Below are 25,662 nucleotides of genomic sequence, written 5' to 3'. Positions count from 1 at the left end.
GGGATTAGGGAATTAAAAAAAACTCCCAACCCCATACTACTGCCGTAGTAAGGGACGAGAGTTATCTTCGTGGTACCACCCTAATTCACTGCAACTTGGAAGAAGCAGCCTCATTGGCCTGCATAGGCCACACTGTTAACGGAGTTGATCCGATTGTACCTACTTTAAGGTTCGATACAATATCTCAGGAGCGCTAAAGATAGCTGTTCGTCACCGGTTTGCACCAACCACCGGCTCTCTGAAGACTTCCAGGATCTTTGTTCCATCATCGGTTTTGAATGATTAATTTTTTCATAATGTAACACGGTATGCAAGTTGTGTCAATAGGCTTTGCAAGCAGCGTTTCTTGAAGTGAACTTCATTTTTCGTTATGATTCAATAACTGGTTCTATTCAAAAAAGAACGGAAGCTGTGGAAGTGTCTCCCTGTTATAATACTGTTCCCGCCATTTTACAAAATTCTGTTCCTGCACAGCACCTGTAGAAATCAACAAGGTTACTGAGGACTGGATATCCGAAAGATTTAATGAGCTTGCAGTGCCTGAGTAAATCATATCGTCTATTTTAGCAGTGATGTCCTGAGGATCATAACCTGCAAAAATTCCGCGATTCAGCATCATATCAGCGATAGAAGCATTCTTCAAAAGAAGCGGCATTTTTTTCCACTGGATGAAAGACATCGATTTTAGTTCGCCAGGTGCAGAAGGTATTTTCTGGTTTGTCTTAGAGCCCCATTTTAGCATAGAATCATAGAAGTTCTTTTGTGCTAACAGACCGTACTTCACGGCGCCGGTTGTAAATTCATCATTTTTCAATAACTTGGCTGTCTCTGCACCAGAGGCACTGGTAGAGACTTTGCCGGAGGCCTTAGAAAATAAAGTTAAGCTTTTGAGAACATTGACCTGTGACTGATGTAATAGAGGAGAGTTAGTAAAAATTGAATCTTGATTAACTCTTTCATATTGCTGATCTGCTAGAATACTTAGATTCTTCATTACTGCCGCATTCATACGAGCATCTGTGCTGCGCGCTAACTTATCTACTTGAATGTTCCAATTCCGCTTGAATTCCCGATAGGGCAAAAATACGTTATGATAGAAAGTAACAAGATCCTGCTGTTGATACGAGCCCGTGAATTCTACTAATCCATTCATGCTTGATTGATTGTCATATTTGGCTTCAGTTTTGTCTGCGCCAACCTTGACGCCAGTAAAAAATGCGGCGAAGGCGCAAACTAAGAAAAACAAAAAAACTAGCGTGTATAACATTTGATTGCGGGACTTACGTTTGCTCATAATAAATGCTCCTTTTTCTGGGGGGATTATCCTATGTATTATGTATTGATAGCAACACTATGGACGGTTTCTCTCTCGGAGCGGCCCGAAAAAAATAAAGAACAGGCAGGTCACGATGAAAAAATTCAAATTTGGCGAGATTAAGGTTAAAAAGGTAGAACCAGGCCAGTTGACAGACCGTCTTCTGCTGCTCAATCTCTATATCACTCAGGGGCTCACATTAATTATCGGTTTGATATGGATATTATTTCAGAAAAGAAATCCTTTTCAGCTATTAATTATTCCAGAAAAAGTACATTTTGTGGCATGGGGCCTTGGTCTTGCTGCTGCAATGCTAATTGTTGACTATTTATTGACACATATTGTCCCTGAGGAAAGCATGGATGATGGTGGAATAAACGACCTTTTATTTCGAAATCGCCCTGTGTGGCATATTATCGTCATAGCAGCAATTGTATCGGTATGTGAGGAGCTCTTATTCCGCGGAGCCATCCAATATTCCATTGGCCCTTATTGGACGAGTATAGTATTTGCTCTTATTCATGTCCGTTATTTACGTCACTTTGTACCTACCGGCTGGGTATTCTTAAGCAGTTATGGTCTTGGATATATTTACATTCAATCGGGCAGCCTCTGGGCCCCTATACTATGTCACTTCTTCATCGACCTGATCTCAGGTCTGGTGATCCGCTATAGGAGGGAATCATGAGTGAGGAATTAAGCCGGGTAAAGTCTCGACAAAAACAACACAAAAGTGAAAGCAAACATCCTGGCAAAAGTAAAAAAGAGAAGCGGACTTCGGAGGCTGTAAAAAAGGCTACTCCTGAAAAGAAGTCTACTCCTATAAAGAAAAATGCTACCGCTCGGGTTTCTACGGCAACTTTATCAAGAAAAGCTCGCCGCCCAGCAGGTTCTGCAAAGCGCTCTTCCACAGGAAGTAAAGAGAAGGACGAAGAATCTGTTCCTTCTCGTTCAGATACTTATTCTTCAGAAAAAGTTCGTTTAAGCAAGATGTTTGTAAATTCTTTGATTTTTACCTTTGTTATTTTGCTAATCGGGCTGCTTTGGTGGGGAATTGAAGGAGCGCCTCCGCTGAGTACATTATGGTGAGCATATGGGCATGGGGAATGGCTTTGGTCATTTTATTGATAGCTGCGGTCGTTGTCATAATCATGGTGATTAATGCTTTTAGAAACAGAATTATTACCGAGGAAATAATGCTAGATTCGCTACCTGAAGAGTTCGATGGATTTCGTATCTTGTTTATAACAGATATCCATCGCCGCCGCCTTCCTTCCGCGCTTCTGACACCATTAAAGGGTGGGGTAGATGTTGTTTTTCTGGGAGGAGATCTAACGGAAAAAGATAGTCCTTTAAATCGTCTTGTCGATAATATGACTCTAGTTACTTCTATTGCATCTACCTATGTTGTGCATGGAAATCATGATTATCGGGCTAATATTTCAAGGGTAGATGAGATTATTCAGGACAGTGGTGCAAAACTGTTAATGGATGAAAATGTGGCTTTTGAACGTGAGGGAGCTAAACTTTGGTTAACCGGAATTGATTTTCCGAAAAATGGGGGCAAAACTCCATACGGTCCTTTTCCGCCATTAACCACAAACACTTCTGCTGAAGATACCTGTCGTATTATTCTTGTACATGATCCGCTTTGGTTATCGAAGCGCCAGAGTGTGCCAGCGGACCTGATTCTGGCAGGTCATACGCATGGGGGGCAGGTGATCCTTCCATTTGTGGGTCAAAGACATGTAGAGCATTTCTATCATAAATATGACGCTGGAAAGTTTAGTTGGCCAAGAGGGGACGGTTCCGCAAAAAATGCCCTGCTGCTGATCAGCAGAGGGTTTGGAACAGCACATCTGCCACTTCGCTGGGGCAGTCCTGCTGAAATGCATGTGCTGACACTGCGTAAATCAACCCAATAGTGCATACTCTTTCCAGTAAGGAAAACTGGTAGCGTAAAAAGGGGGTTCCAAAGCCATGCAAATGGCTTTTGGAACCCCCTTCTATTTTTGTTTGATTCGAAAACAATTGCACTGACGAAGCAACTATCGGACATGTAAAGATGAGAAGATCAACGCATTTTTAGCTCAATGCTGCGCGGATCAACAAAGCTGTAGCCTTTACCCTCAAGTGTAGTGAGCAAGGTATCCAGTCCCTCAACGGTCCATGGTAGCTCATGCATCAGGATATTACTGCCGGAATGCAGCTGATCGGTAACATTACTGATCAATTTTTCTGTCTTACCCGTTTCCTTTTCTTTCATTTCCCAGTCAAGTGAGCCTACAGACCAGGTCATGTATAACATTCCATTCTCAGCCGCGACCTTCTTGCCAACATCCCCACCGGCACCATGTGGCGGACGGAAAAAGTGAGGAGCTTCTCCCAATGTTTCTTTGACAATATTTTGAACATCTTCGATTTGCTTTTTAACCTCAGTATAGGACTTGTCTTTCAATACAATATGATCCCAGCTGTGGTTGCCGATAATTCCACCGCGGTTATGTATTAACTCCAGAAGCTCAGGATGCTCCTTAACACGATAACCATTTACGAAAAAGATGGCTTTAGCTTGATGTTTGTCCAGAACATCCATCAAAGGGTTAATCATTGCAGCATCTTTAGGACCGTCGTCAAAAGTGAGCAGAACCACTTTTTTATTTGTAGCTTCCTCATTAGGGACGATGTCGTAATTTTTGTTCATATGGTACAGCAGTGGAATTTCAGCGGATGCTTCACCCTTACTGGCTGTACTATTTCCTGTAGTACCTCCATCTGCTGTTGCTTCAGGGGTAGGACTGGCTGTTGCTTCAGGTGCTGGCGCCGTAGTTTCTGCGCTTTGTGTAGCTGCCGCCGTGGGCGGATTGTTTGTGGTGTTTGTTTCCTTGGCTGTATTTCCATTTGCACCGCTGTTGCCACAGGCTGTAAGCAGCAAGGTAGCCAATAGGAGCACTGATGTCATTTTACCCACTTTTTTCAACTCGCTTTCTTGTTATTAGGTTGTATGAGCCGGAATCTTTCCGCGAACACTAAACATGATTTTACCATACAAGGAGGCTGGAAATATGAATACTTCGTCATTTTTATGCGGGGTGCTGATGGGCGCCGCAGCCAGTATGATTATGTCCAAAAAGCGGAATTCTTTAATGTCTTCGCTAGGGCAATCGGGTGGTTCCATGAGTGGGGCTGCAGATAAAGCAAAAGAAAAAATAATCGGTATGGCCACGACTGGTTTTGGTAACACTGCTGTTTCAAGTAGTAATGCTCAAAGTAACGGTTCAAGCAGCGCAACCTCTGAGCATAAGACTGAATCACCAGTGAAGTCGAAGGAATCCAATCTTAAATTGTTAAAGGAATTCATTCGCAGCAATCCTGAAGTAAAGAGCGAAGTAGAGCAGATTCTTAAAGAAACGCATACAACCATACCGGGATTGTAACCGTAAAGGACTCCATCAGAATCATTTTGGGGATGAAATATTCCGCAGAATGATTCTTTTTTATTATTCAGGGCCTTGAAAATGGTTTATTCAATAGAGAGGATTTTATATATTTATTTACGTGCATTTATCTCGGCAAAATGATAACATACTTACATAGTAACCATTTTTGGCTCATTACTCGGGACTCATCATACATTATAATAAATGAGCTTGCAAAAGGAGGATCCTGTCATGAGAATAGAGCGATTAAGTCAAGATAAGATACGGATTTTCCTCACTTTTGACGACCTGAGCGAGCGGGGCATCCAGAAGGAAGACATGTGGCAGGAAGTTCCTAAGGTTCATGACCTGTTTACGGAGATGATGGATCAAGCATATAGTGAACTAGGTTTTGATGCCACGGGTCCGCTTGCCGTAGAAGTTTTCGCATTGCCCGCGCAAGGCATGGTCGTTATAGTGACCCGAGGAAAATATGATCACCATCAGTACGGTGCGTCCGGGGAAGAAGAATTGCCAGAAGAGATTTATGAAATGGAAGTTACTCTTGAACAAAGCGACTCCATTGTATATGCATTCCGCGATTTCGAGGTTCTGGTTGAAGCGGCTCATGTGCTCATCGGTAATATTACTTCCCAGGGGAAACTGTATTCTTATAACAATAAATGGTATCTGTATTTCGATCCAAAGGAATTTGAAGAAACGGCGTTGTCAGGTCTTGTTGGCGTACTTGCTGAGTTTGGAGATTCCTCACCGGTCACAGAAGCTGTTCTCGATGAATACGGGAAAACAGTGATGCCGGAGAATGCGGTCCAGTTATTGTGCACTCATTTTAAGCGTCAGGAGTAATTAGGCAAGACTAGGGGCTGATGACCATTGTTTAGGCCGATCAGCCCTAGTCTTGTTGTTGGTGATATGTCGGTCATTCTTGTATCAAAGTTATCATCTACCTTGCTGTGTAACGGCAGTAATAGGGTTTAGGGGTGTAGGGAGGTTATTCGGTGCTCGTGTTATCGGTCATTACGTCGGCAGTAGCGCCGGGACTTGCTCTGTTGACCTTTTTTTATCTGAAAGACAAGTATGATCAAGAACCGCTTCATGTAGTCATTAAAGTATTCTTGCTCGGCCTTCTGATTGTGTTTCCAGTAATGATCATTCAGAGAGGGCTGATGCTGGGACTAAATGGTGGTCCCTACGTGGAGTCGTTTCTCATATCCGCTGGCGTGGAAGAATGTCTAAAGTGGTTTGTGCTGTACCATATGATTTACAATCATACCGAATTTGACGAGCCATATGATGGGATACTATACGCTGTGGCGATTTCGCTCGGCTTCGCAACAATAGAAAATGTAATGTACGCTTGGTATAGCAACGCTTCAATCGGATCAATGTTTCTAAGAGCACTTCTTCCGGTTTCTGGACACGCTATGTTTGGTGTGATCATGGGCTACCATATGGGAAGGGCGAAGTTCTCAAAAGGAGTTCATACCCGCAGAATTCTGGTGTTTTCTCTCCTGTTGCCATGGATGTGGCATGGGATATATGACTTTATTTTGAGTACGACAGCCAACTATTGGATATGGTTTATTGTGCCTCTGATGGCTATCCTATGGTATGGAGGTATGGGAAAGGTTGCTAGGGCCAACAGCCGTTCTCCTTTCCGCTTTCTGAAACGTGAAGAAGAGGTTAACCTATAATCGAGATGGACACACTTATATTCGAAGGGCAGTTCCTAGTAAGGAATTCCAGAGAGGAGAGAGGTGTCTTTTTTTGCGTATAAAAGTACGTATCGTTTGCAAACAGTGTGGTGAGACCTACATATTAAGAGGGATTAAAGAGCATGGTGTCATTCAAACCGGCTTTAAACAATGCCTTTGCAGTAATAGCAGTGGCTTTGAGATTGAAGAGAGAGCATGAGCGGACGTTATAGTCACATTGTGTAGCAACTTCAGTGCATAAGACTCCTAGTTTATTGTCAAACTAACGCCAATAAGCTATCGAAAGGAGTCTTGTAGCCCTATGTACAAAAGATTAAGTGCTGTAATGTTCCCGCTGACCGCGCTGCTGCTGATTGGTGCGCTTGTGTGGGGTTATCAGGAGAATCAGGAGAAGAATTCAATACTAATTAAGGCGGAGAACCAATATCAACGCGCCTTTCATGATTTGTCCTATCATGTGGACCGTCTTCATGGTGAGCTTGGAAATACGCTTGCGGTTAACTCTGCTTCTAATGGGATGCACCGTAAAGGACTTGTGAATGTGTGGCGGATGACTAGTGAGGCCCAAAATGAGATTAACCAGCTGCCGCTGACCTTGCTGCCATTTAGCAAAACAGAGGAGTTTCTGTCCAAAATCTCCAACTTTTCTTATAAAGCCGGGATTCGTGACTTCACTAAAAAACCTCTGACAGATGGAGAGCTGAGCAATCTAAAAGCATTGTACAAGAACTCAGGAGAAATCTCTAAGGATTTGCAAGAGGTACAAAATAAAGTCATTGGCAATCGGCTGCGCTGGATGGATGTTGAAACGGCGTTGGCGACAGAAAATAAAGCGGAGGACAACACGATTATTGACGGCTTCAAAACGGTGGATAAACGTGTAGGGGCATATCCTGAGCTAGACTGGGGTCCTTCAGTAGCAAGCATCTACGATAAACGTTCCGTCAAAATGCTCGGAGGTACCCCCGTGACTGCCGAAGACATCAAACGTAAGGCGTTGAAGTTCGCGGATGCGGGCTCCAATGCTAAAGTGGATGTTAAAGAAAATGGGAAGAACACCGAATGGCCATCCTATACAGCAACTGTTAGCGCTTCGAATAAGAAGCACGCCATTAGTATGGATTTCACCAAAAATGGCGGGTTGCTGATCTCTTATTATGACAACCGTGAGGTTGGCCCTGCCAAAGTTTCTATTAAAGAAGCAGTTACCAAAGCAGAGCAGTTTCTTGAGAAAAAAGGATATCCCCATATGACTGCAGTCAGCGCTGATCGTTACGATAATATCGGGAATTTGACCTTTGTAACCAAACAGAATGATGTATTGATTTATCCTGAAAAGATGACCATTCGTATGGGGCTGGATACAGGTGATACCATCGGTTTTGAGGCCAGCGAATACGTCAATGAGCACAAGGACAACCGGAAGCTTCCAAAACCAAAGCTTACCCTTGCAGAGGCGAGAAAATTTCTGAATTCTGATTTCAAGGAGCAATACAATCGCTTGTCCTGGATTAAAAATGATGATTCCGTCGAGGTCTTGACTTACGAGTTCGGTGGAGGAGTTAATGGCTCAAAGTATCGTATTTACATTAACGCCGAGGATGGCATTGAAGAGTCTGTGGAAGAAATCAGACCTTCTTCGGGGTCTGAGGCAAAATAAAGGGAGGGCGCATCCAGCAGTTGGGTGCGTCCCTTTTTTTTGCAATATCTATAAAATATATCTGACTGGCTGATATTCCCATGCTATAATCAGGGGTAGTGATAATTACTAAACTGATGTGGCGGTGACATCTTTGTATCCTAAAATTAACGAATATCTATACATACAGGTTGCTTCCAGTGACGCTGCTGAAGCAGAAGTTGAATATAGATCAAGAATTGCAGAGACGGAAGAAGACGCATTCCTGATTGAAATTCCTATGCAGGAGAGCAATGGTCGTCTAAAAAGGCTCTTTATGGGGGACGAGCTTTCGGTTTATTTTTTAACTGAGGGTGGCATCAAAAATTACTTTAATACTTATGTACTGGGCTTTAAAGAAGATGTAATTCGTATGGTCCGGATTCAAAAGCCGGAGACAGATTCGATTTTTAAGATCCAGAGAAGAAGCTTTTTCCGAGTGAATGCAGATCTAGAGCTTGCTGTGAAGGATAGCCTTGGCAAACGGTTCCTAGTTCGTACAGATGATATTGGTGGTGGAGGAATCTCCTTTTTAGTGGATAACCAGGTTAAGCTGGAGGTTGGTAATAAATTGTCCTGCTGGGTACTGGTGCCTTATCGAAACGGAAGCACGGAGCATGTCAATTTTGAAGGTGAAGTAGTGCGCATTAAAAAGCTAGAGAATGGACGGCTTTTAGCGATGTTGAAATTTGTCGCTATTTCAGATTTGGAACGCCAGAAAATTATCCGTTATTGCTTCGAACGTCAGTTTGATTTCCGCAACAGATAAGCATTTTTTACAGCTCTATTAAGCTGTCTGATTTTGCACTGAAGTATAAACTGTGGTATAATTTTATAAGTCGCAGGCAATGCCTGCTTTTTTCTTGATAATATCATCAAGCATAACAATTTATGTGTGCTCCTTGATATTGCAGGAATAGTTTTCGTAACGCTAGATGCTTTTTTTATGAAAGAGTGTTTGAGGAGGAATGCCCCGTTGGATAGGCAGGGTACACATACTTATGACAGAATAAACGTCGCCATCGACGGACCTGCCGGGGCAGGCAAGAGCACTGTAGCCCGATTGGTAGCCCAGAAGTTGTCTTATATCTATGTCGATACTGGTGCAATGTACCGGGCAATCACCTGGTATATGATCCAAGAAGGCATTGAACCGGAAGATCAGCATCGAGTGAACGAGAAGGTTCGCGACATGGTGATTGAACTTATTCCGGAACGAGACATTCAGAAGGTGCTGATTAATGGGGAAGACGTGACCCCACATATTCGGAGCCTTCAGGTTAGCGGCCTTGTGTCGCAGTATGCGAAGATCGAGGATGTAAGATCCAGACTGAGTCAATTGCAGCGTCAGATGGCGCTTCGCAAAGGCGTGGTAATGGATGGCCGCGATATCGGTACAACCGTGCTGCCGGATGCCGAGGTAAAGATTTTTATGACGGCAAGTGTGGAAGAACGAGCTCTCCGTCGTTATAAGGAACTGAGAGACGCGGAATCGGTGACGCTTCAGCAGCTTGAACACGATATTGCAAAGCGGGACCGTCTGGATGAAGGACGGGAGATTTCACCGCTGCGCCGTGCAGAAGATGCTATTCTTCTGGATACGACCTTAATGAATATCGATCAAGTTGTGGAGGCCATTGTATCCCACTGTAGATCTCATGTTGACGGGGAGAGAAATCATTTATGATTTATGCAATTTGTGTTGGATTGCTTCGCTTGATTTACGCAATCCTTTTCCCACTTAAGATTGTGGGGAAAGAAAATGTGCCAAAGGAGGGCGGGGTACTGCTCTGCGCTAACCACATTAGTCTGCTTGATCCAATGACTATTGGAATTAAGCTGGACCGTCAGGTAAAGTATATGGCTAAGGCTGAACTGTTTGAGGTTCCGGTGCTTGGCTGGCTCATTAATAAATTGGGTGCTTTTCCGGTGAAACGTGGCGGCGTAAGCAAAGAATCCATAAAAACGGCCCTTAACACACTTCGTAATGGTAATGTCATGGGTATCTTCCCGGAGGGTACGCGTAACTCTGATGCCGGAGTGGCCAAGAAGGGTGCTGCTAGCTTTGCACTTCGAAGTGGCGCAGCAGTTATTCCAGCGGCTATTATCGGCCAGTATAAACCCTTTCGACGCATGGTCGTTGTCTACGGTGCTCCTGTAGACCTTAGTCAATTTGCCGGTGCGGGGAGCGAATCTCTCGAGGCTGTTACCGATGTCATTATGGATCGCATCCGTGAGATGAAAGAGACAGGTAAACCAAGTGCTAGTTAAGGGATGAGCAGAACAACAAATTTTGCTCAATGTTTTGATTAAATAACGGCATAGCCGCTATTTTTTGGAACATACTATCATCAAGTGTAAGTGAAATATTATGCATTGCTTGTTTTGAACTCTGCTATACGCAGGTTTAAATAAATGGGGTTTTGAATCGAGGAGGCTAATCACATGTCTGAAGAAATTAAAAATCAGGAAGCTGCGGAAAAGAATGAATCCGTAGAAGCGGTGGATTCCGCTGTGACAGAAAATAACGGAGCTGTAGAAGAAGTTGCTGCCGTTAACGAAGAAGAAGTGACTAACCAAGCTGACTTGGAAATCATTTCTCTGAAAAAAGGCGATACCGTGAAAGGAACAATCGTCAAAATCGAAGATAACCAAGCTTATGTAAGCATTGGATATAAATACGACGGTGTGATTCCAATTCGCGAATTGTCCGCAGTACAACTGGACAACGCTGCTGCAGCAGTAGAAGTTGGACAGGAAGTAGAATGTAAAGTTGTCAGCATCAACGACAACAAGGAAAGCCTTGTTCTTTCCAAACGTGCTGTTGATAGTGAAAAATCATGGGAAGATCTTGAGAAATACTTCGCTTCCCAAGAAGCTTTCGAAGTTACTGTGGCTGACGTTGTTAAAGGCGGCCTCGTAGCTGATGTTGGAGCTCGCGGATTTATCCCAGCTTCCATGGTAGAGCGTCACTTCGTTGAAGATTTCAGCGATTACAAAGGCCGTACCTTGCGCGTTAAAGTGAAAGAACTTGACCGTGAGAACAGCAAAGTAATCTTGTCTGCTAAAGAAGTTCTTGAAGAAGAATTCGAAGCTAACAAGCTGAAAATTATGGCTGAACTATCTGAAGGCCAAATCATCGAAGGTACAGTACAACGTCTGACTCAATTCGGCGCATTTGTTGATGTGGGCGGAGTTGACGGTCTTGTACACGTATCTGAAATCGCTTGGAGTCACGTAGAGAAACCTTCTGATGTAGTATCTGAAGGTGATAAAGTACGTGTTAAAGTATTGAAGGTTGATCCTGAAAAAGGAAAAATCAGCCTGAGCATCAAAGCTGCTGCTCCAGGTCCTTGGGACTCTGCTGCTGGCGAAATCAACATCGGTGATGTTGTAACAGGCGTTGTAAAACGTCTTGTGAACTTCGGAGCATTCGTAGAATTGCTTCCGGGTGTGGAAGGTCTTGTGCATATCTCACAAATCTCCCACAAACACATCGCTACTCCACACGAAGTATTGAAAGAAGGACAAGAAGTTCAAGTGAAAGTTCTGGACTTCAATCCATCCGAGAAACGTGTTAGCCTGAGCATCAAAGAAACTGAAGAAGCTCCAGCTCCATCTGCTAGACCTGAACGCAGCAATAGCAGAGACAGAGCTCCTAAAGAAGTTCTGAACAACCCTAACGTTTCCCTTAGCAACGAAGGCCTTAGCTTTACGCTTGCTGAACGTTTTGGTGACAAGCTGGACAAATTTAAGGGTAATAACTAATCCCTAAACGAGCTTTTGAATATACGGGTAAAGTAATCGGCGAGCCCTCGATACGGGGGTTCGCCGATTGTCTTTTTTTCGGAACTGGTCGGATTATTGAGAGTTAACATGATTGTTAGCCAATTTAAATGTTTTTTGCTATGATGAGTAACGTAAGGATGACAGGAGGAATGAATATGGCAAGACCCGTTGTGGCAATTGTTGGGAGGCCTAACGTCGGAAAATCGACGATATTTAATCGGCTGATTGGCGATAGATTAGCCATTGTAGAAGATAAGCCGGGGATTACACGTGACCGGATTTATGGTATTTCAGATTGGAACGGTAAGTCGTTCAGTGTGATTGATACCGGAGGTATTGAAATTGATGGAGAAGATACAATTCTGAAATCAATCCGTGTTCAAGCGGAGCTGGCGATTGAAGAAGCGGATGTTATTGTATTTATGTGTGAGGCGAAGAGTGGTGTGACGAATTCAGATGAAGAGGTAGCTCAGATTCTGTTCCGTTCAGGTAAACCAGTCGTTCTTGCCATCAACAAAGTGGATAATATGAAGCGTGCGGATGATATTTATGAGTTCTATAGCCTTGGTTTTGGCGATCCAATCGGAATTTCTGGTAGTCACGGAACCGGACTCGGCGACTTGCTAGATGCTGTAGTTGAGCGCCTACCTGAGAAAATAGATGATGAATACGATGAGGATGTCATTCGTGTAGCTTTGATTGGCCGTCCGAATGTAGGTAAATCCTCTCTGGTTAACGCGATTTTGGGCGAAGAACGTGTTATCGTCAGCGATATTGCAGGGACAACAAGAGATGCTATCGATACTCCTTTTGAACGTGATGGGCAACGTTATGTGCTTATCGATACGGCAGGTATGCGTAAAAAAGGCAAGGTATACGAGAACATTGAAAAATACAGTGTTATGCGTGCTATGCGTGCGATTGAACGGGCTGATGTGGTCCTCGTTGTAATTAACGGCGAAGAGGGCATCATCGATCAGGACAAGCATATTGCTGGTTATGCACATGAAGCTGGTAAAGCATCTATTTTTGTTGTCAACAAATGGGATGCCATTGTGAAAGACGATAAGACTATGCAGAACTTCGAGACGAAGATTCGTGACCATTTCTTGTTTATGAGTTACGCACCGGTTGTCTTTTTGTCGGCTTTAACCAAACAGCGTTTGCAAAAACTGCTGCCTGTTGTACAGCATGTATCTCAACAGCACGCACTGCGCATTACTACACATTTGGTGAACGACGTTGTATCTGATGCAATCGCGATTAACCCTCCACCAACTGACAAAGGCCGTCGCTTGCGTATTAACTATGTAACGCAGGTTGCGGTTAAGCCGCCTACGATTGTGGTGTTCGTGAATGATCCGTCGCTGATGCATTTCTCCTATGAACGTTATCTGGAGAATAAAATTCGCGCAGCATTTAATTTCGAAGGAACACCAATCCGTCTCTTTACACGGCGCAAATCCGAAAACGAAGGTTAGGGGAGAAGAAGTGTGGCGCTTGAACTTCTGGTTATCGTTGTAAGCTATTTGCTTGGTTCTGTCAGCTTTAGTGTACTGCTTGCAAAGTTGCTAAAGGGAATTGATATCCGTCAATACGGAAGCGGAAATGCGGGAGCTACCAATACACTGCGTGTATTGGGTAAAGGTCCTGCAATACTAGTGCTGTTGCTGGATGTGCTGAAAGGGGTGGCCGCTGTATGGTTAGGAACCTGGGTCGGCGGTTGGGGAACCTGGGTTCCGGCTCTTTGCGGAATCGCTGCCATCATCGGACATAATTGGCCGCTCTATTTTCGTTTTCGTGGGGGGAAAGGCATTGCTACTACGATCGGTGTTATGGCTACGCTTTGTTTATGGCCAGCGCTGCTCGCCGGTATCATCGCCATCCTGTCTATCTTTATCACACGTTACGTGTCCCTTGGCTCATTAATTTTTGTAGCACTGACACCAGTGGCTTTATTGTTGACAGGATTTACACAACCTGTGCTCTGGACCAGTATTATTATTGCGGTCTTCGCCTTCTGGCGGCACCGGACGAATATTGTAAAGATCGTAGAAGGCCGTGAGAACAAGATAGGCTCAAAAGTTAAAGGAGGGAATCGTGTTGTCTGATAAAGTTACCGTACTTGTAGCGGGGAGCTGGGGAACTGCGCTGGCTAGCGTGCTGGCTGCAAACCACTCGGAAGTTTATCTGTGGACACGCAACTCTGATCAAGCTGCCGAGATCAATGGCTCTCATACGAATAATAAGTATCTGCCTGACATCGCACTGCCAGCTAACATTATTGCAACTACGGATATGGAAACGGCAGTGTCCGGTTCTAAGGCGGTTGTAATTGTAGCTCCGTCTTCAGGAATGCGGCAGGTTGCTCGCAGTCTGAAGCCATTCTGGAAGGATGACATGTTATGTGTTCATGCTACGAAGGGCTTTGAGTCGGAAAGCAATAAGCGGATGTCCATCGTAATTGCAGAGGAACTAGGCTGTGACGAAGGGCAGATCGTCGTCCTCTCCGGTCCAAGTCATGCAGAGGAAGTTGTACGCCGGTGTCCTACAACCGTTGTAGTTGCTTCACCTGATGACAAACGTAGCGCCGAAGCGCAGGAATTGTTCATCAACAACGATTTCCGTGTATATACGAATCGTGATCAGGTAGGGGTAGAGCTTGCCGGAGCTCTTAAGAATATTATTGCCCTTGGTGCAGGTCTATCCGATGGCCTTGGATATGGGGACAATGCTAAAGCAGCGCTTTTGACCCGTGGACTCGCCGAGATATCTCGGGTGGGAGTTGAGCTTGGAGCCAATCCTTTGACCTTTGCCGGCCTTGCCGGAATTGGCGACCTTGTTGTGACGGCTACTAGTCAGCACAGCCGTAACTGGCGCGCTGGGTCCATGCTTGGTCAAGGCAAGCCGCTGGCCGAGGTGCTGGAATCCATGGGGATGGTAGTCGAAGGTATACGTACTACCGAAGCAGCTTATGCAATTTCGCTCAAGCTGGGTGTGCAGATGCCGATTACGGATCAGATTTATCATGTGCTCTTTCAAGGAAGAAGCCCACGCAGTGCGGTTGAAGCCTTGATGGGTCGTGATCGTAAGCCTGAGCTTGAGTCGATCTCCCAGGAAACTTGGGAGCAGTGGCATTCCTGATCCTGTTCACCTTTTTCCGCAAATTCTCATATGTTGTAATGGGGATTGACGGAGGAGGGATGAAAAGTGAGCAGAGATTTTTCCAAGGATGCATTGAACGCCATTAACAAAAAGGCGGGCAAGAACATTACGGAAAGTGCCGTCAAAAAGCTAGCCAGTACGGTAAAGCCAGGAACTACGCAGAATGAAGCCCAGCTCCGCCAGTTAATTAAGCAGGTGTCATCAATGGCGAAAGTGCCGGTCAGTGAAGCTACTGTGCAGGAGATTATCAATGCCGTTAAAAAAGGCGGCGCAGGTTCCAGCACAATGGAGTCTTTAATGAAAATGATGCTTAAAAAATAGCTTTATGTTGGGTGAGCAAAAGAAAACGGATCAATGAACGATTCCGTCGTCTTTTGCTTTTTTTTATATTCCTGATAATTTGCACGTAGCGTAATTTATTTAAAATAATACATAAAAAATGATGTTTTTTTACAGAAAAGGATAAGGTCATGATATAATAGTCCCTAATAAATTACAGGCGAATGGGGGCTTTGACCATGGATCCGATGACAAAAATGTGGTTATCCCTGATTGCGATGCTGATTATGGGATTATCAGTATTTCTTATAACTTTTGCTCGGAGCAAAACCAAGGGATTGCTTAAGGCTGTACTGTCTATACTTGCTTTTGTCATCATGTTAGTGGGCCTATTGGGCGGAGTTGTTTCAATTATGTAAGCAGTTACATAGTGGTGAGGAAGGAAGTAACATCATGAAATCACAAAAAGGAGTTACCGTTGTATTTCAACCAGAAGGTCGTAAAGCTGTTGTGAACCGTGGCATTTCGTTATTAGAGGCCGCTCGTAAAGCAGGAGTGCCAATAACAACTAGATGCGGAGGCAAAGCAGGCTGTCTGATGTGCAAGGTTACAGTCGCGAAGGAAGAGGCTGCTGCAGTAAGGCCTCCCGGAGAGATTGAGCGGCGTAAGCTTGGATCGGCCTTAGAAGAAGGAACGCGTCTGGCCTGTCAGGCTGCCGTATGGAGCGACGTAACCGTTCAGGTGCCGGAAGATCCACTGAAGGCTGCGGTGCGCCGTAAGCTTGAAGCAGCGCGGCGTGGGGAAGAAGATGAACTGTGGTAGCGTAAGAATGTCACCGTGGGAGGGACTCGGTTGGAGTTTATAGGATATAAAATGAAACTGAAGGCAGGGGCCAAGCTTTTGCTAGGGATGGTATCGCTCGCGCTTACGCTTTCGGGCTGTCTATACCCAGGTGAAGAGAAGCGGGCTAGTGTTAATTATCGGGAAAGTGTTAAACGGATACAAGCAGCCGTTGATGATTATCAACAGGAGGAAGGGGTACTGCCCATTCTTAATGCGGATGAAACTACTCCAAGGTATGAGAAGTTTCGTATTGACCTGGGGAAGTTGAATAATAAGGGATATTTGGATGATATACCGGCTACCGCTTTTGAGCAGGGTGGAAGTGCTTATTTTCTTATTTTGAATGAGGAAATTGATCCTGTGGTGAAGGTGATGGACCTTGTTACGGTTCAAAAGGTGAATGACGTGCAACGACAGGTTAACCGCTATAAATCAGCTCATGGCGGCAACCTGCCTGTGCTTGATGAGCTATACCCCGGATTGTATACCATTGATCATAAGCAGGCGGGTACAAGCTCTATAACCTTAACTAGCGTCTATTCCGGTCAAGTTCTTGACTTTATCATGGATAAGGATGGAACTGTCTACGTAGATTATGTTTTTGATATCATGGCTGCCGTCGATAAGAAGGGTGGAGAGCACGACAAGAATCAGGACTTGCGACTGGATCTGGAGGAAGCTTCATATTACGTTCCCGTAAAGTCTTTGCCGTATCTATGGATTAATAATCAGCCGATCCCACAGCCTCCAAGTTAGAGTTATAGTTTAAAAGCGTCTAAGCTTCGGTTTTATCCGGGGCATTAGGCGTTTTTTGTTAATAACCTTTTAATCTCAGCATCCACTAAAAATAGTTCTATCAACGAATCCTACCTCATAAGATGGATGAGTAAGCTTCCGGGCGTCAGACGCCTTGCGGCGCGCAGACTTAACTTTTTTTGAAATTACATTGGGAAATGCGCGAATACGGGTCATAAATTCGTTCCGGATACATATGATGATACTAGTCCAAATGCATGTCCGAGCATTCGGAGTTTAGCGCGGGGCAAGTACGTCCCGGTCGAAAGCAGCTAGGCTTCGGGCGGGCATACGATAAGTCCGGTTGATGTCCTGCAAGGGTCAGATTACCGGCGGAACGCGAAGTCGATGCTCTTCAGGCATTTTTTCTTCGGAGTAATATGAGGAGGGGATCTCTTTTGGAAAAAGTGGATATTTTCAAGGACATTGCCGAGCGTACCGGCGGAGACATTTATCTTGGCGTCGTCGGCGCGGTTCGCACGGGGAAATCGACATTTATCAAGCGCTTCATGGAAACCATTGTCCTGCCAAACATCACGAATGAGGCTGATCGAGTAAGAGCTGTGGATGAGCTTCCGCAAAGCGCAGCAGGCAAAACGATTATGACGACAGAACCGAAGTTTGTGCCAAACAACGCAGTCCAAATCAAGGTTGCGGAAGGGCTTGAGGTTAATGTTCGTCTGGTAGACTGTGTGGGTTACGCTGTAGAGGGTGCAAAAGGTTACGAGGATGAAAATGGACCACGAATGATCTCTACACCTTGGTTTGAAGAGCCTATTCCTTTTCAGGAAGCGGCAGAAATCGGGACACGTAAGGTTATTCAGGAGCATTCAACGCTAGGTGTAGTGGTAACAACAGATGGTACGATTGCAGAAATTCCGCGGAACTCGTACGTGGACTCTGAAGAGCGCGTCATTGCAGAGCTGAAGGAAGTGGGTAAGCCGTTTGTGCTTGTCATTAACTCCACCCGGCCACGCAGTGAGGAAGCGCAGCAGCTCCGTAACGAGCTAGCCATCAAATACGATATCCCAGTTATGACGCTAAGCGCCGCAAACATGAGCGAAGATGACGTAACTGGTGTGCTGCGGGAAGTGCTTTATGAATTCCCAGTGCATGAAGTAAATGTAAATCTGCCAAGCTGGGTTATGGTGCTTGGAGAAAACCACTGGCTGCGTAGTAGTTATGAGAACTCCGTTCGCGATACTGTAAAAGACATTCGCCGCCTGCGGGATGTTGACCGCCTCGTATCTCAGTTCACCGAATATGACTTTATTGATAAAGCTGGCCTAAGTGGTATGAACATGGGTCAGGGTGTAGCAGAGATCGACCTGTATGCTCCAGAAGAGCTGTACGATCAAGTTCTGATGGAAGTGGTGGGGGTTGAGATCCGCGGTAAGGATCATCTGCTCCAGCTTATGCAGGAGTTCTCACATGCGAAACGAGAATACGACCGATTCTCAGAAGCTTTGGAAATGGTCAAGACTACTGGCTATGGTATCGCGGCTCCATCTTTAGCCGAAATGGCACTCGACGAGCCAGAACTGATTCGTCAGGGCTCTCGCTTCGGGGTTCGCTTAAAGGCTACGGCACCATCCATTCATATGATTCGGGTGGATGTGGAGTCTGAATTCTCGCCAATCATCGGAACGGAAAAGCAAAGCGAAGAGCTGGTTCGTTATCTGATGCAGGACTTTGAGAATGATCCTATTAAGATTTGGGAATCCGATATTTTTGGCCGCTCCCTGCACTCCATTGTAAGAGAAGGAATTCAAGGCAAGATAGCTATGATGCCGGATAATGCGCGCTACAAACTGCAAGAAACGCTTGGCCGCATTATAAATGAGGGTTCCGGCGGACTTATTGCAATTATTCTCTAAGCTGAATATAAATAAATTCAAAGAGTGGGAGAAATCCTGCTCTTTTTATTTGTATCTATCCTAAAACTTGATTCCTAGTTCCTATAATAACGGTGAATCTGACTCAATTATTCTGATGAAACAAAGACCTTAAATGCTCCTATAGGTCTAACAAATTAGATTGAATTTAGATAAATATGCAAGGATAGATGATAATTTCTGCTCCTTTTTTGAGTAACAGCTTGAATTTATGGATGGGCTGTATTACTATAAGTTTGTTGCGCTTCAAGGTCTAAGGGCGCCAAAGTTAAGTTTTAAACGGGATTATCACGTATATTTTACGTTGAAACGGAAACAGTGTATGATACCGGAGAATTTACTCAGGGAGGTGAGAAAACATGAATAAATCAGATTTGATCAATGTAGTTACAGAAGCAACTGAACTTCCCAAGAAGGATGCTACTAAAGCTGTAGATGCGGTTTTCGAAGCAATTACAGAAGCACTGCAAAGCGGTGATAAAGTACAACTGGTTGGATTCGGAAACTTTGAAGTGCGTGAGCGTTCTGCACGTAAAGGCCGTAACCCGCAAACTGGTGAAGAAATCGAAATTCCTGCAAGCAAGGTACCGGCATTCAAACCCGGTAAGGCGCTGAAAGACGGAATCAAATAAAGATTTCTACATACCTATCCCATAGTCTTTTTAAGAACAACTATGCCGCCCTCCAAGGCGGCATTTGTTTTTTGAAATACTATGAACTGTATAATAGGTTTAGAGGAGGATGAGTGATGATGGATAAAAATACGGGTACTACTCCGCTTCCAACGGGCAGCGACTATATTGTGGTTAAGGCTAAAGATAATGGCGTTCAGGTCATTGGGTTAACCAGAGGTACAGATACACGTTTTCATCATACAGAGAAGCTGGATAAGGGCGAGGTATTGATTGCCCAGTTTACTGATCATACCTCAGCGATGAAGATCCGCGGTAAGGCTGAAATATGGACAAAGCACGGACAATTGGAAAGTGAAAGCTGAAAAGCAGGCATAGCCTGCTTTTTTTCAAAATATAGTAAAGATAAATGATCGTATTCCGCTAAGAGTGGGAATTATGGATAAGGGGGGGCGTGTTCATGAACAAGGCCTGGTGGGTTGGAGCCGTATTACTCTTGACTGCAACCTCTGCTGTAATATTGCCCAAAGTGGCAGATATGGATTCAACCTTACAGCAGCGAAATGGTGCAGTGGAGACTTTTACTGGCGGCCATAACACGGTGCTAGACAACGATAATCTTGTTGATGTTCTTGGCGCACTTCCATTGACCTTATCCATTGATAGCGTAGACTGGGAGGATCACGTTCTGTCTCTGGATTTAAAAGTGAGCGGAAATGATCATGAACCCCAGGAGCTTTATCGAAATATGGCACAGACTATTTCTTTTGCTTTTCAAGAAACCTCGAATGTGGATCAGCTCCTGCTGCGCATCGTGGTCATGGATAAATGGCTGGATAGCCGCCGGCTGCTGCTAGCAGGGGATATCAGACGCGCGGAGTGGTCCGTTGAACTCCAGAATGAACTTCAGTCTGCGGGTAATTTCCCCATTTCCGAGCGTCTCAAGACGGGCTTCCGTATTAGTGAGACTGAGCTCTGGAAGAAGCAGTTCATTTATCCTTGAGAAGAATAAAAGAAACTCAGTTGTATCACAGTGCGTGACAAAAAAACATGTGATATAATAGACAAGATTGTGAACAAAGGAATTAATATAAATGTCAATGGCTTCGGAGGCTGAAATGAAACCGTACTGCATACCGCAACTGGCAAAACCCTACACCGACTACGACATGATTCAGAAGCATACGGATTTGCCGCCGTTTTCTGATGGCCGGGGTCATTTGTTATATATTTTTCTAAACCATGGATCTTCTGTAAAAGGAAGTACTGGTGAGTTGTATACGCTCGTAACCGCACTTATTCAACTTGGACTAGATACACATGAGGTAATTGACCGCTCGAATGATAGACGCGGTGGAGATCCTATGCGTTCCCGTCAATTAAAGGTATTGGCTGGCGATTATTTTAGTAGCTGGTTTTACCATCTGCTTGCAAAGAGTGATCAGATTGAGATGGTTGGAATCTTGAGTAAGGCGATTGCTGATTTCAATGTCTTGAAAGCGAACCTCTATGTGAAGATGAGAGGAATCCGTCTTTCGGCTGAACAATACTTGCGGCACATGGTACAGCTCAATATGCGGCTGTTCCTTTCTTTTACGCCCATGATCGAGAATTCCTTAGTGGAATTGTGGGAGAAGTTATTGACAGAGTTCAGTCAGTGCGAAACTGTTGCCATAGAGCTTCAGCGTTGTGATAACCTTGAGAATGCTAGCAATGGTTATTGCTACTGGAAGATGCTGGAGTCAGCGACAGAGGAAGAACGCAAACAGCTTCAAGACCAGAACCTTGATCAGAAGGACTGGAAGATGCTGAAGATGAAATATAAATGTGATTCTCTGCTGACGGACAAGCTCCATCAGTCGATTCAGTCGATTCAGGGACTATTACAAAGCGTTAAAGACGAAAGCCTGCTTAGAGAGCTTGAGATAGCGCTGGATCGTATTCTCCTGCAGATGAAAGTCTCAGGACAAGCAGCCGTGGAGGGTTAGTGGATGACTATGGACAAAACTACAACTGCTGTGGGTGATAACAGCAAACCGAAGGAACAGTTTGTGCACTCGGTGTTTGAGAGTATTGCAGGTAAATATGATTTGATGAATGACATCTTAAGCTTTCGCCGGCATAAGGCTTGGCGTAAGTTCACGATGAAGAAGATGGGCATGAAGCGCGGGGATTCAGCTGTAGACTTATGCTGCGGCACTTGCGATTGGAGCATTGCCTTGGCCGAAGCCTCACAGACAGGGAATGTGATAGGGCTCGACTTCAGTGCAGGCATGCTTGAAGTGGGGCGCCGTAAGGTGGAGGAGCGCAAGCTTCAGAACCGGATCTCTCTCGTACAGGGCAACGCTATGGAGTTGCCTTTTGAAGACAACGCATTTGATTATGCAACGATTGGTTTTGGACTCCGCAACGTACCGGATCTTGTTCAAGTGCTGAACGAGATGAAACGAGTGGTGAAGCCCGGAGGAATGGTGGTCTGCCTGGAGCTTTCCAAGCCGATGAAACAACCGTTTAAAGGTATCTATTTCTTTTATTTTCAGCGTGTTCTTCCATTGCTGGGCAAGTTATTCGCTAAAAGGTATGAGCAATACAAATGGCTGCCAGAATCGCTGGCGCTGTTCCCTGACCGGGAGCAATTAGCTGCTATTTTCCGTGAAACCGGACTGCAAAAAGTGGAATCCTTCCCCTTGACCGGAGGCATCGCGGCATTACATATTGGGCTCAAGGAGAACGGGAATGTTTAAGAAAATCGGTATCTTTTTACAAATGATCAAGTTTGAACATACGGTATTTGCTTTACCTTTTGCTTTTATGGGCGCTTTACTTGGTTCCGTTGTCATGTTTGGCACACTACCTACCTGGAGCCAGATTGGTTGGATCGTAGTGGCTATGTTTGGGGCACGGAGCGCTGCTATGGGGCTGAATCGACTGATTGACCGGATAAGTGATGCTAAGAATCCACGCACAGCGGGAAGAGCTATTCCTGCAGGATTATTGAAGATCGGTGAAGTCGTCATTTTTATCGGCATTTCGTTTTTCTTACTCTTTTGGGCAGCCTTTAAGCTGAATCCTTTGTCGGCCAAGCTCTTGCCAATCGCAGTTTTCCTTCTTGTCATTTATTCATTTACTAAGCGCTTTACATGGGCCTGCCATCTTATCCTCGGTCTGACCATTGCGCTTGCACCTTTAGGCGGTTGGGTAGCTGTAACTGGTAGTGTGAATTGGACTTCAATGGTATTTTATTTCACTATTGTGTTTTGGACTGCAGGTTTTGATGTAATTTATTCTTGTCAGGATGTTGAGTTTGATCTAAAAGAGGGCTTGAAGTCCATTCCGGTTCGGTTCGGGGTTCAAGGTGCACTCTTTATTGCCCGCGTATTTCACATTCTCACGGCGATTGGATTCGTATCGTTGCTGTTTATGACGGATTTAAGCTGGTGGTATGTAGCAGGCATGATCATCGCATATATCATTCTCTTTTATGAGCACTACATTGTATCTCCGAGTGACCTGAGCCGTCTGCAGACTGCTTTTTTCACTATGAACGGCGTATTGAGCATCGTGGTGTTCTCTTTCACTTTGATTGACTTGGTGGTGCAGTTCTACTAATGACGCTTACTAAACCGAAAAACATCGTGGTTGGAATTACAGGAGCAAGCGGTGCGATATATGGTGTTCGTCTAACTGAAACCTTGCTGTCACTAGGCTACTCCGTGCATTTGGTAGTTAGTAATGCGGGCTGGCGCGTATTTAAAGAAGAACTTGGCTATATCGCATCAGACCGGGAGGGCTTTTTGAACGAAAGGTTCAAAGGCTATCCCGGTTCTCTGCTTTATCATCCTGTTGCGGATATCGGCGCATCCATTGCAAGTGGTTCGTTTCGTGTGGAAGGGATGATTATTATGCCTTGCTCTATGGGAACATTATCCGCGGTAGCGAATGGGACCTCTGATAATCTGATGACACGTGCTGCTGACGTTATGCTCAAGGAAGGCCGCCCACTGGTGCTTGTACCTCGTGAGACTCCACTGCATGCTATTCATCTAGAGAATATGTTGAAGCTGTCCCGTCTGGGAGTTCGGATGATTCCCGCAATGCCGGCTTTTTATTTTGGGCCGCAAAGTATGGATGATCTGATTAATTTCATGGTGGGCAAAGTGCTTGACAGCTTTAATATTGAACACAATTTATTTCGAAGATGGGGGGATTGAAAGGATGGACAATAACAGCCACACCATCATCGGCAAAATCAGCTATACCAACTCATGGCCGGTATTTCACAATTTTCATCCCTCTGCATTGAAATATCCTGCAGAGATGGTGAGTGAGGTACCTGCCATTCTTAATCAGGGGATGAGCCGTGGAACTATTCATGTAGGTGCTTTATCCTCTTTTGCTTATGCTGAGGCCAGTGACAAATTATTACTTCTACCTGATTTATCGGTTAGCGCGGACGGTCCTGTGAGATCAATATTCCTTTTTTCCAGGGTGCCATTTGCTCAGATTGGCAGCGGTAAGATCGCTGTTACGAATACTTCTGCAACCTCGGTAAATTTGCTGAAAATTATAATGGAAAAAGCTTTTGGCAATAAACCGGAGTATATTAGCGCTAATCCTGATTTGGATGCCATGATGCATGAAGCGGATGCCTGTTTATTAATTGGTGATAATGCTATTAAGGCCTCATGGCAGGATCAAGGTTATATCGTTACTGATCTGGCTGAGGTTTGGAAGGAATGGACGGGCTTAGGGATGACCTTTGCGGTCTGGGCAGTGAATCGAAAGGCTGCGGAGGACAAACCGGAAGCTATTTCTGAGATTGCAGAGGCTTTTGCCGAGAGTAAAATGCGGGGATTGAGAGATTTAGATCCTATTGTACAAGCAGCTTGTTCTAACATTGGAGGAACAAAGTCTTATTGGGAAGGGTACTTCCGCAATTTATGTTATGATTTTGGAGAAAGGCAGCAGCAAGGTTTGAACCTCTATTTCCGCTATGCCTATGAGATGGGCCTGCTGCCGCAGGAAGTGAAGATGGAGATTTGGAGCCATAAACTGTTGACACGGGTGAAAGAATGAAACGACTGCAAATATTCGGATTACTGAACAGAGATATGGATCAGATTGAAAAAGAGCTGTACCGCAGTGTACAGGGGGATGACGATCTGCTTACAGAAACCTCCCTGCATTTATTAAAGGCAGGCGGCAAAAGATTACGTCCCGTATTTGTCCTAATGGGCGGGAAATTCGGTAAGTATGATCTGGAAAAACTGAAACGGGTGGCGATACCGTTAGAGTTGATCCATAGCGCTTCACTGGTCCATGATGATGTGATCGACGATGCAGAATTGCGCCGTGGTGAACTCACCGTGAAAGCAAAATGGGGCGATAAAATTGCCATGTACACTGGTGACTACATATATGCAAAAGCGCTGGTTATGACTACGGAGCTGAAGAATCCACGAATTCATCAAATTCTGTCTAAGGCGATGATCGAAATGTCGATCGGAGAGATGGAGCAGATTCGTGACTTTTTCAACAGTGAGCAAAGTGTACGTCATTATCTACGGCGTATCCGCCGCAAAACAGCTCTGCTGATTGCAGTTAGCTGCCAACTCGGCGCTCTTGCTGCTGAAGCAGATCCAGAAGTAGCTCGTTTGCTTTATAATTATGGATATAACGTGGGTATGGCGTTCCAGATTCGTGATGATTTACTGGATCTCTCAGGCACAGAGAAACAGATCGGTAAACCTCCGGGCAGTGATATGCGGCAAGGAAACATTACACTTCCAGTGATTTATAGTCTTGAGGATGAGCGACTGCGCGAGTCATTGCTTGAGGAACTGAAGTCTATACGTGAGGGCCATAGCACGGTAGGACATGCGATTGATCTCATTCTTTCCGGAGACGGAATCGCCCGTTCTGAGGAGCTCGCTTCACGTTATATCGACAAGGCGCTGGCGGCGCTGGAACAATTGCCTAACAATAAGACTAAGCGCAATCTGCGCGATATTGCGTATTTTATAACAGGAAGAAGTTATTGATCTTCTGGTGAGATTGAAATTAAACGTTTCCAGAAAGCAATGTTTCTGTTAAGATAGCGTCAAAACAACCCTTCA

Annotated in this window: 30 protein-coding genes and 1 other annotated feature; of the genes, 28 read left to right on the top strand and 2 right to left on the bottom strand. The window is 44.8% G+C overall.

Going from position 1 to position 25,662, the window contains the following annotated elements:
- Nucleotides 1-47: 47 nt before the first annotated feature.
- Nucleotides 48-278: a binding site (T-box leader), on the bottom strand.
- Nucleotides 279-388: 110 nt separating this feature from the next.
- Nucleotides 389-1,294, bottom strand: coding sequence for a hypothetical protein (locus tag NSQ91_RS21735; protein WP_340919787.1), 906 nt, complete (start codon nucleotides 1,292-1,294; stop codon nucleotides 389-391).
- 115 nt (nucleotides 1,295-1,409) lie between these two features.
- Here NSQ91_RS21735 and NSQ91_RS21730 point away from each other — a divergent pair, with 115 nt between their 5' ends.
- The 3 genes from NSQ91_RS21730 to NSQ91_RS21720 are packed head-to-tail and all read left to right on the top strand — an operon-like array spanning nucleotide 1,410 to nucleotide 3,240.
- A complete protein-coding gene (locus NSQ91_RS21730; protein WP_036676197.1) occupies nucleotides 1,410-2,003 on the top strand; it encodes a CPBP family intramembrane glutamic endopeptidase in 594 nt (197 codons plus the stop codon).
- Nucleotides 2,000-2,404, top strand: coding sequence for a hypothetical protein (locus NSQ91_RS21725; protein WP_076184021.1), 405 nt, complete (start codon nucleotides 2,000-2,002; stop codon nucleotides 2,402-2,404). Before NSQ91_RS21730 ends, NSQ91_RS21725 begins: the two co-directional genes overlap by 4 nt.
- A gap of 17 nt (nucleotides 2,405-2,421) precedes the next feature.
- Entirely contained in the window at nucleotides 2,422-3,240 is an 819-nt protein-coding gene (locus NSQ91_RS21720; RefSeq protein ID WP_179086292.1) for a metallophosphoesterase, read from the top strand.
- 149 nt (nucleotides 3,241-3,389) lie between these two features.
- Here the strand turns inward: NSQ91_RS21720 and NSQ91_RS21715 are convergent, their stop codons facing one another.
- Nucleotides 3,390-4,277 carry a polysaccharide deacetylase family protein gene (locus tag NSQ91_RS21715; RefSeq protein WP_282579788.1) on the bottom strand — a complete coding sequence of 296 codons (888 nt, stop codon included), beginning with the start codon at nucleotides 4,275-4,277 and terminating at the stop codon, nucleotides 3,390-3,392.
- Between the two features lie 103 nt (nucleotides 4,278-4,380).
- Between NSQ91_RS21715 and NSQ91_RS21710 the strand changes: the two genes are divergently transcribed.
- The 25 genes from NSQ91_RS21710 to NSQ91_RS21590 all read left to right on the top strand — a co-directional run bounded on the left by NSQ91_RS21710 (nucleotide 4,381) and on the right by NSQ91_RS21590 (nucleotide 25,587).
- On the top strand, nucleotides 4,381-4,752 hold the full coding sequence (locus NSQ91_RS21710; protein WP_076141316.1) for a hypothetical protein: 372 nt from the start codon (nucleotides 4,381-4,383) through the stop codon (nucleotides 4,750-4,752).
- A 234-nt stretch (nucleotides 4,753-4,986) separates the two neighbouring features.
- Nucleotides 4,987-5,601, top strand: coding sequence for a genetic competence negative regulator (locus tag NSQ91_RS21705; RefSeq protein WP_036676203.1), 615 nt, complete (start codon nucleotides 4,987-4,989; stop codon nucleotides 5,599-5,601).
- 152 nt (nucleotides 5,602-5,753) lie between these two features.
- The gene (prsW, locus tag NSQ91_RS21700; RefSeq protein ID WP_076134692.1) at nucleotides 5,754-6,449 is read left to right on the top strand and encodes a glutamic-type intramembrane protease PrsW; all 696 of its coding nucleotides are present in this window, start codon (nucleotides 5,754-5,756) and stop codon (nucleotides 6,447-6,449) included.
- Nucleotides 6,450-6,771: 322 nt separating this feature from the next.
- Nucleotides 6,772-8,130: a germination protein YpeB gene (gene ypeB / locus NSQ91_RS21695; protein ID WP_076192213.1), complete on the top strand. Its 1,359-nt coding sequence runs from the start codon at nucleotides 6,772-6,774 to the stop codon at nucleotides 8,128-8,130.
- Nucleotides 8,131-8,263: 133 nt separating this feature from the next.
- Complete coding sequence (locus NSQ91_RS21690; protein WP_036676209.1) at nucleotides 8,264-8,917, top strand: flagellar brake protein; 654 nt, start codon at nucleotides 8,264-8,266, stop codon at nucleotides 8,915-8,917.
- A 207-nt stretch (nucleotides 8,918-9,124) separates the two neighbouring features.
- Nucleotides 9,125-9,835, top strand: a complete 711-nt coding sequence (gene cmk, locus NSQ91_RS21685; protein WP_254848699.1) for a (d)CMP kinase — start codon at nucleotides 9,125-9,127, stop codon at nucleotides 9,833-9,835.
- Nucleotides 9,832-10,419: a lysophospholipid acyltransferase family protein gene (locus tag NSQ91_RS21680; RefSeq protein ID WP_036676211.1), complete on the top strand. Its 588-nt coding sequence runs from the start codon at nucleotides 9,832-9,834 to the stop codon at nucleotides 10,417-10,419. Before cmk ends, NSQ91_RS21680 begins: the two co-directional genes overlap by 4 nt.
- Nucleotides 10,420-10,593: 174 nt before the next feature.
- Nucleotides 10,594-11,916 (top strand): 30S ribosomal protein S1, encoded by a 1,323-nt coding sequence (rpsA, locus tag NSQ91_RS21675; RefSeq protein WP_170914203.1) that lies wholly within the window; start codon nucleotides 10,594-10,596, stop codon nucleotides 11,914-11,916.
- A gap of 176 nt (nucleotides 11,917-12,092) precedes the next feature.
- A complete protein-coding gene (gene der, locus NSQ91_RS21670) occupies nucleotides 12,093-13,418 on the top strand; it encodes a ribosome biogenesis GTPase Der (protein ID WP_036676212.1) in 1,326 nt (441 codons plus the stop codon).
- A gap of 12 nt (nucleotides 13,419-13,430) precedes the next feature.
- Nucleotides 13,431-14,048 (top strand): glycerol-3-phosphate 1-O-acyltransferase PlsY, encoded by a 618-nt coding sequence (gene plsY / locus NSQ91_RS21665; protein ID WP_036676213.1) that lies wholly within the window; start codon nucleotides 13,431-13,433, stop codon nucleotides 14,046-14,048.
- Entirely contained in the window at nucleotides 14,041-15,081 is a 1,041-nt protein-coding gene (locus NSQ91_RS21660; protein ID WP_076218702.1) for an NAD(P)H-dependent glycerol-3-phosphate dehydrogenase, read from the top strand. The genes plsY and NSQ91_RS21660 overlap by 8 nt, the downstream gene beginning before the upstream one ends.
- A gap of 66 nt (nucleotides 15,082-15,147) precedes the next feature.
- The gene (locus NSQ91_RS21655) at nucleotides 15,148-15,423 is read left to right on the top strand and encodes a stage VI sporulation protein F (RefSeq protein ID WP_038572437.1); all 276 of its coding nucleotides are present in this window, start codon (nucleotides 15,148-15,150) and stop codon (nucleotides 15,421-15,423) included.
- Between the two features lie 197 nt (nucleotides 15,424-15,620).
- The gene (locus NSQ91_RS21650; RefSeq protein ID WP_036676218.1) at nucleotides 15,621-15,800 is read left to right on the top strand and encodes a DUF2768 family protein; all 180 of its coding nucleotides are present in this window, start codon (nucleotides 15,621-15,623) and stop codon (nucleotides 15,798-15,800) included.
- 34 nt (nucleotides 15,801-15,834) lie between these two features.
- Nucleotides 15,835-16,203, top strand: coding sequence for a 2Fe-2S iron-sulfur cluster-binding protein (locus tag NSQ91_RS21645; protein ID WP_076127495.1), 369 nt, complete (start codon nucleotides 15,835-15,837; stop codon nucleotides 16,201-16,203).
- 30 nt (nucleotides 16,204-16,233) lie between these two features.
- Nucleotides 16,234-16,980, top strand: a complete 747-nt coding sequence (locus tag NSQ91_RS21640) for a DUF3939 domain-containing protein (protein WP_254847661.1) — start codon at nucleotides 16,234-16,236, stop codon at nucleotides 16,978-16,980.
- 437 nt (nucleotides 16,981-17,417) lie between these two features.
- Nucleotides 17,418-18,896, top strand: coding sequence for a stage IV sporulation protein A (gene spoIVA, locus NSQ91_RS21635; protein ID WP_036676222.1), 1,479 nt, complete (start codon nucleotides 17,418-17,420; stop codon nucleotides 18,894-18,896).
- A gap of 377 nt (nucleotides 18,897-19,273) precedes the next feature.
- Nucleotides 19,274-19,546, top strand: coding sequence for an HU family DNA-binding protein (locus tag NSQ91_RS21630; RefSeq protein WP_036676223.1), 273 nt, complete (start codon nucleotides 19,274-19,276; stop codon nucleotides 19,544-19,546).
- A gap of 116 nt (nucleotides 19,547-19,662) precedes the next feature.
- Nucleotides 19,663-19,911 carry a trp RNA-binding attenuation protein MtrB gene (gene mtrB / locus NSQ91_RS21625; protein WP_051490908.1) on the top strand — a complete coding sequence of 83 codons (249 nt, stop codon included), beginning with the start codon at nucleotides 19,663-19,665 and terminating at the stop codon, nucleotides 19,909-19,911.
- A 95-nt stretch (nucleotides 19,912-20,006) separates the two neighbouring features.
- Complete coding sequence (locus NSQ91_RS21620; protein WP_076184017.1) at nucleotides 20,007-20,549, top strand: hypothetical protein; 543 nt, start codon at nucleotides 20,007-20,009, stop codon at nucleotides 20,547-20,549.
- Nucleotides 20,550-20,664: 115 nt separating this feature from the next.
- On the top strand, nucleotides 20,665-21,534 hold the full coding sequence (locus NSQ91_RS21615; RefSeq protein WP_076127631.1) for a heptaprenyl diphosphate synthase component 1: 870 nt from the start codon (nucleotides 20,665-20,667) through the stop codon (nucleotides 21,532-21,534).
- Between the two features lie 9 nt (nucleotides 21,535-21,543).
- Nucleotides 21,544-22,290 (top strand): demethylmenaquinone methyltransferase, encoded by a 747-nt coding sequence (locus NSQ91_RS21610; RefSeq protein ID WP_076304053.1) that lies wholly within the window; start codon nucleotides 21,544-21,546, stop codon nucleotides 22,288-22,290.
- Nucleotides 22,283-23,155 (top strand): UbiA-like polyprenyltransferase, encoded by an 873-nt coding sequence (locus NSQ91_RS21605; RefSeq protein WP_076127498.1) that lies wholly within the window; start codon nucleotides 22,283-22,285, stop codon nucleotides 23,153-23,155. Before NSQ91_RS21610 ends, NSQ91_RS21605 begins: the two co-directional genes overlap by 8 nt.
- A complete protein-coding gene (locus NSQ91_RS21600; protein ID WP_036676229.1) occupies nucleotides 23,155-23,757 on the top strand; it encodes a UbiX family flavin prenyltransferase in 603 nt (200 codons plus the stop codon). The genes NSQ91_RS21605 and NSQ91_RS21600 overlap by 1 nt, the downstream gene beginning before the upstream one ends.
- Before the next feature lie 4 nt (nucleotides 23,758-23,761).
- A complete protein-coding gene (locus NSQ91_RS21595) occupies nucleotides 23,762-24,622 on the top strand; it encodes a menaquinone biosynthetic enzyme MqnA/MqnD family protein (RefSeq protein ID WP_076304033.1) in 861 nt (286 codons plus the stop codon).
- A complete protein-coding gene (locus NSQ91_RS21590) occupies nucleotides 24,619-25,587 on the top strand; it encodes a polyprenyl synthetase family protein (RefSeq protein ID WP_076127501.1) in 969 nt (322 codons plus the stop codon). Before NSQ91_RS21595 ends, NSQ91_RS21590 begins: the two co-directional genes overlap by 4 nt.
- Nucleotides 25,588-25,662 lie beyond the last annotated feature (75 nt).

Origin of the sequence: Paenibacillus sp. FSL R7-0048 (genome assembly GCF_038004505.1) — a bacterium.
In the GTDB taxonomy this organism is placed as follows: domain Bacteria; phylum Bacillota; class Bacilli; order Paenibacillales; family Paenibacillaceae; genus Paenibacillus_AQ; species Paenibacillus_AQ odorifer.
The sequence above is the reverse complement of the archived record's forward strand: the minus strand, read 5'-3'. Positions and strand labels throughout refer to the sequence as shown.

Excerpts from the sequence above, each read along its gene's own strand:
- NSQ91_RS21600 (WP_036676229.1), top strand. The coding sequence starts at position 23,155 with ATGACGCTTACTAAACCGAAAAACATCGTGGTTGGAATTACAGGAGCA.
- NSQ91_RS21605 (WP_076127498.1), top strand. The coding sequence starts at position 22,283 with ATGTTTAAGAAAATCGGTATCTTTTTACAAATGATCAAGTTTGAACAT.
- NSQ91_RS21645 (WP_076127495.1), top strand. The coding sequence starts at position 15,835 with ATGAAATCACAAAAAGGAGTTACCGTTGTATTTCAACCAGAAGGTCGT.
- NSQ91_RS21595 (WP_076304033.1), top strand. The coding sequence starts at position 23,762 with ATGGACAATAACAGCCACACCATCATCGGCAAAATCAGCTATACCAAC.
- NSQ91_RS21590 (WP_076127501.1), top strand. The coding sequence starts at position 24,619 with ATGAAACGACTGCAAATATTCGGATTACTGAACAGAGATATGGATCAG.
- NSQ91_RS21630 (WP_036676223.1), top strand. The coding sequence starts at position 19,274 with ATGAATAAATCAGATTTGATCAATGTAGTTACAGAAGCAACTGAACTT.
- ypeB (WP_076192213.1), top strand. The coding sequence starts at position 6,772 with ATGTACAAAAGATTAAGTGCTGTAATGTTCCCGCTGACCGCGCTGCTG.
- NSQ91_RS21735 (WP_340919787.1), bottom strand. The coding sequence starts at position 1,294 with ATGAGCAAACGTAAGTCCCGCAATCAAATGTTATACACGCTAGTTTTT.
- NSQ91_RS21730 (WP_036676197.1), top strand. The coding sequence starts at position 1,410 with ATGAAAAAATTCAAATTTGGCGAGATTAAGGTTAAAAAGGTAGAACCA.
- der (WP_036676212.1), top strand. The coding sequence starts at position 12,093 with ATGGCAAGACCCGTTGTGGCAATTGTTGGGAGGCCTAACGTCGGAAAA.
- NSQ91_RS21720 (WP_179086292.1), top strand. The coding sequence starts at position 2,422 with ATGGCTTTGGTCATTTTATTGATAGCTGCGGTCGTTGTCATAATCATG.
- NSQ91_RS21650 (WP_036676218.1), top strand. The coding sequence starts at position 15,621 with ATGGATCCGATGACAAAAATGTGGTTATCCCTGATTGCGATGCTGATT.
- NSQ91_RS21615 (WP_076127631.1), top strand. The coding sequence starts at position 20,665 with ATGAAACCGTACTGCATACCGCAACTGGCAAAACCCTACACCGACTAC.
- NSQ91_RS21715 (WP_282579788.1), bottom strand. The coding sequence starts at position 4,277 with ATGACATCAGTGCTCCTATTGGCTACCTTGCTGCTTACAGCCTGTGGC.
- rpsA (WP_170914203.1), top strand. The coding sequence starts at position 10,594 with ATGTCTGAAGAAATTAAAAATCAGGAAGCTGCGGAAAAGAATGAATCC.
- NSQ91_RS21710 (WP_076141316.1), top strand. The coding sequence starts at position 4,381 with ATGAATACTTCGTCATTTTTATGCGGGGTGCTGATGGGCGCCGCAGCC.
- mtrB (WP_051490908.1), top strand. The coding sequence starts at position 19,663 with ATGATGGATAAAAATACGGGTACTACTCCGCTTCCAACGGGCAGCGAC.
- NSQ91_RS21705 (WP_036676203.1), top strand. The coding sequence starts at position 4,987 with ATGAGAATAGAGCGATTAAGTCAAGATAAGATACGGATTTTCCTCACT.
- NSQ91_RS21725 (WP_076184021.1), top strand. The coding sequence starts at position 2,000 with ATGAGTGAGGAATTAAGCCGGGTAAAGTCTCGACAAAAACAACACAAA.
- NSQ91_RS21620 (WP_076184017.1), top strand. The coding sequence starts at position 20,007 with ATGAACAAGGCCTGGTGGGTTGGAGCCGTATTACTCTTGACTGCAACC.
- NSQ91_RS21680 (WP_036676211.1), top strand. The coding sequence starts at position 9,832 with ATGATTTATGCAATTTGTGTTGGATTGCTTCGCTTGATTTACGCAATC.
- NSQ91_RS21610 (WP_076304053.1), top strand. The coding sequence starts at position 21,544 with ATGGACAAAACTACAACTGCTGTGGGTGATAACAGCAAACCGAAGGAA.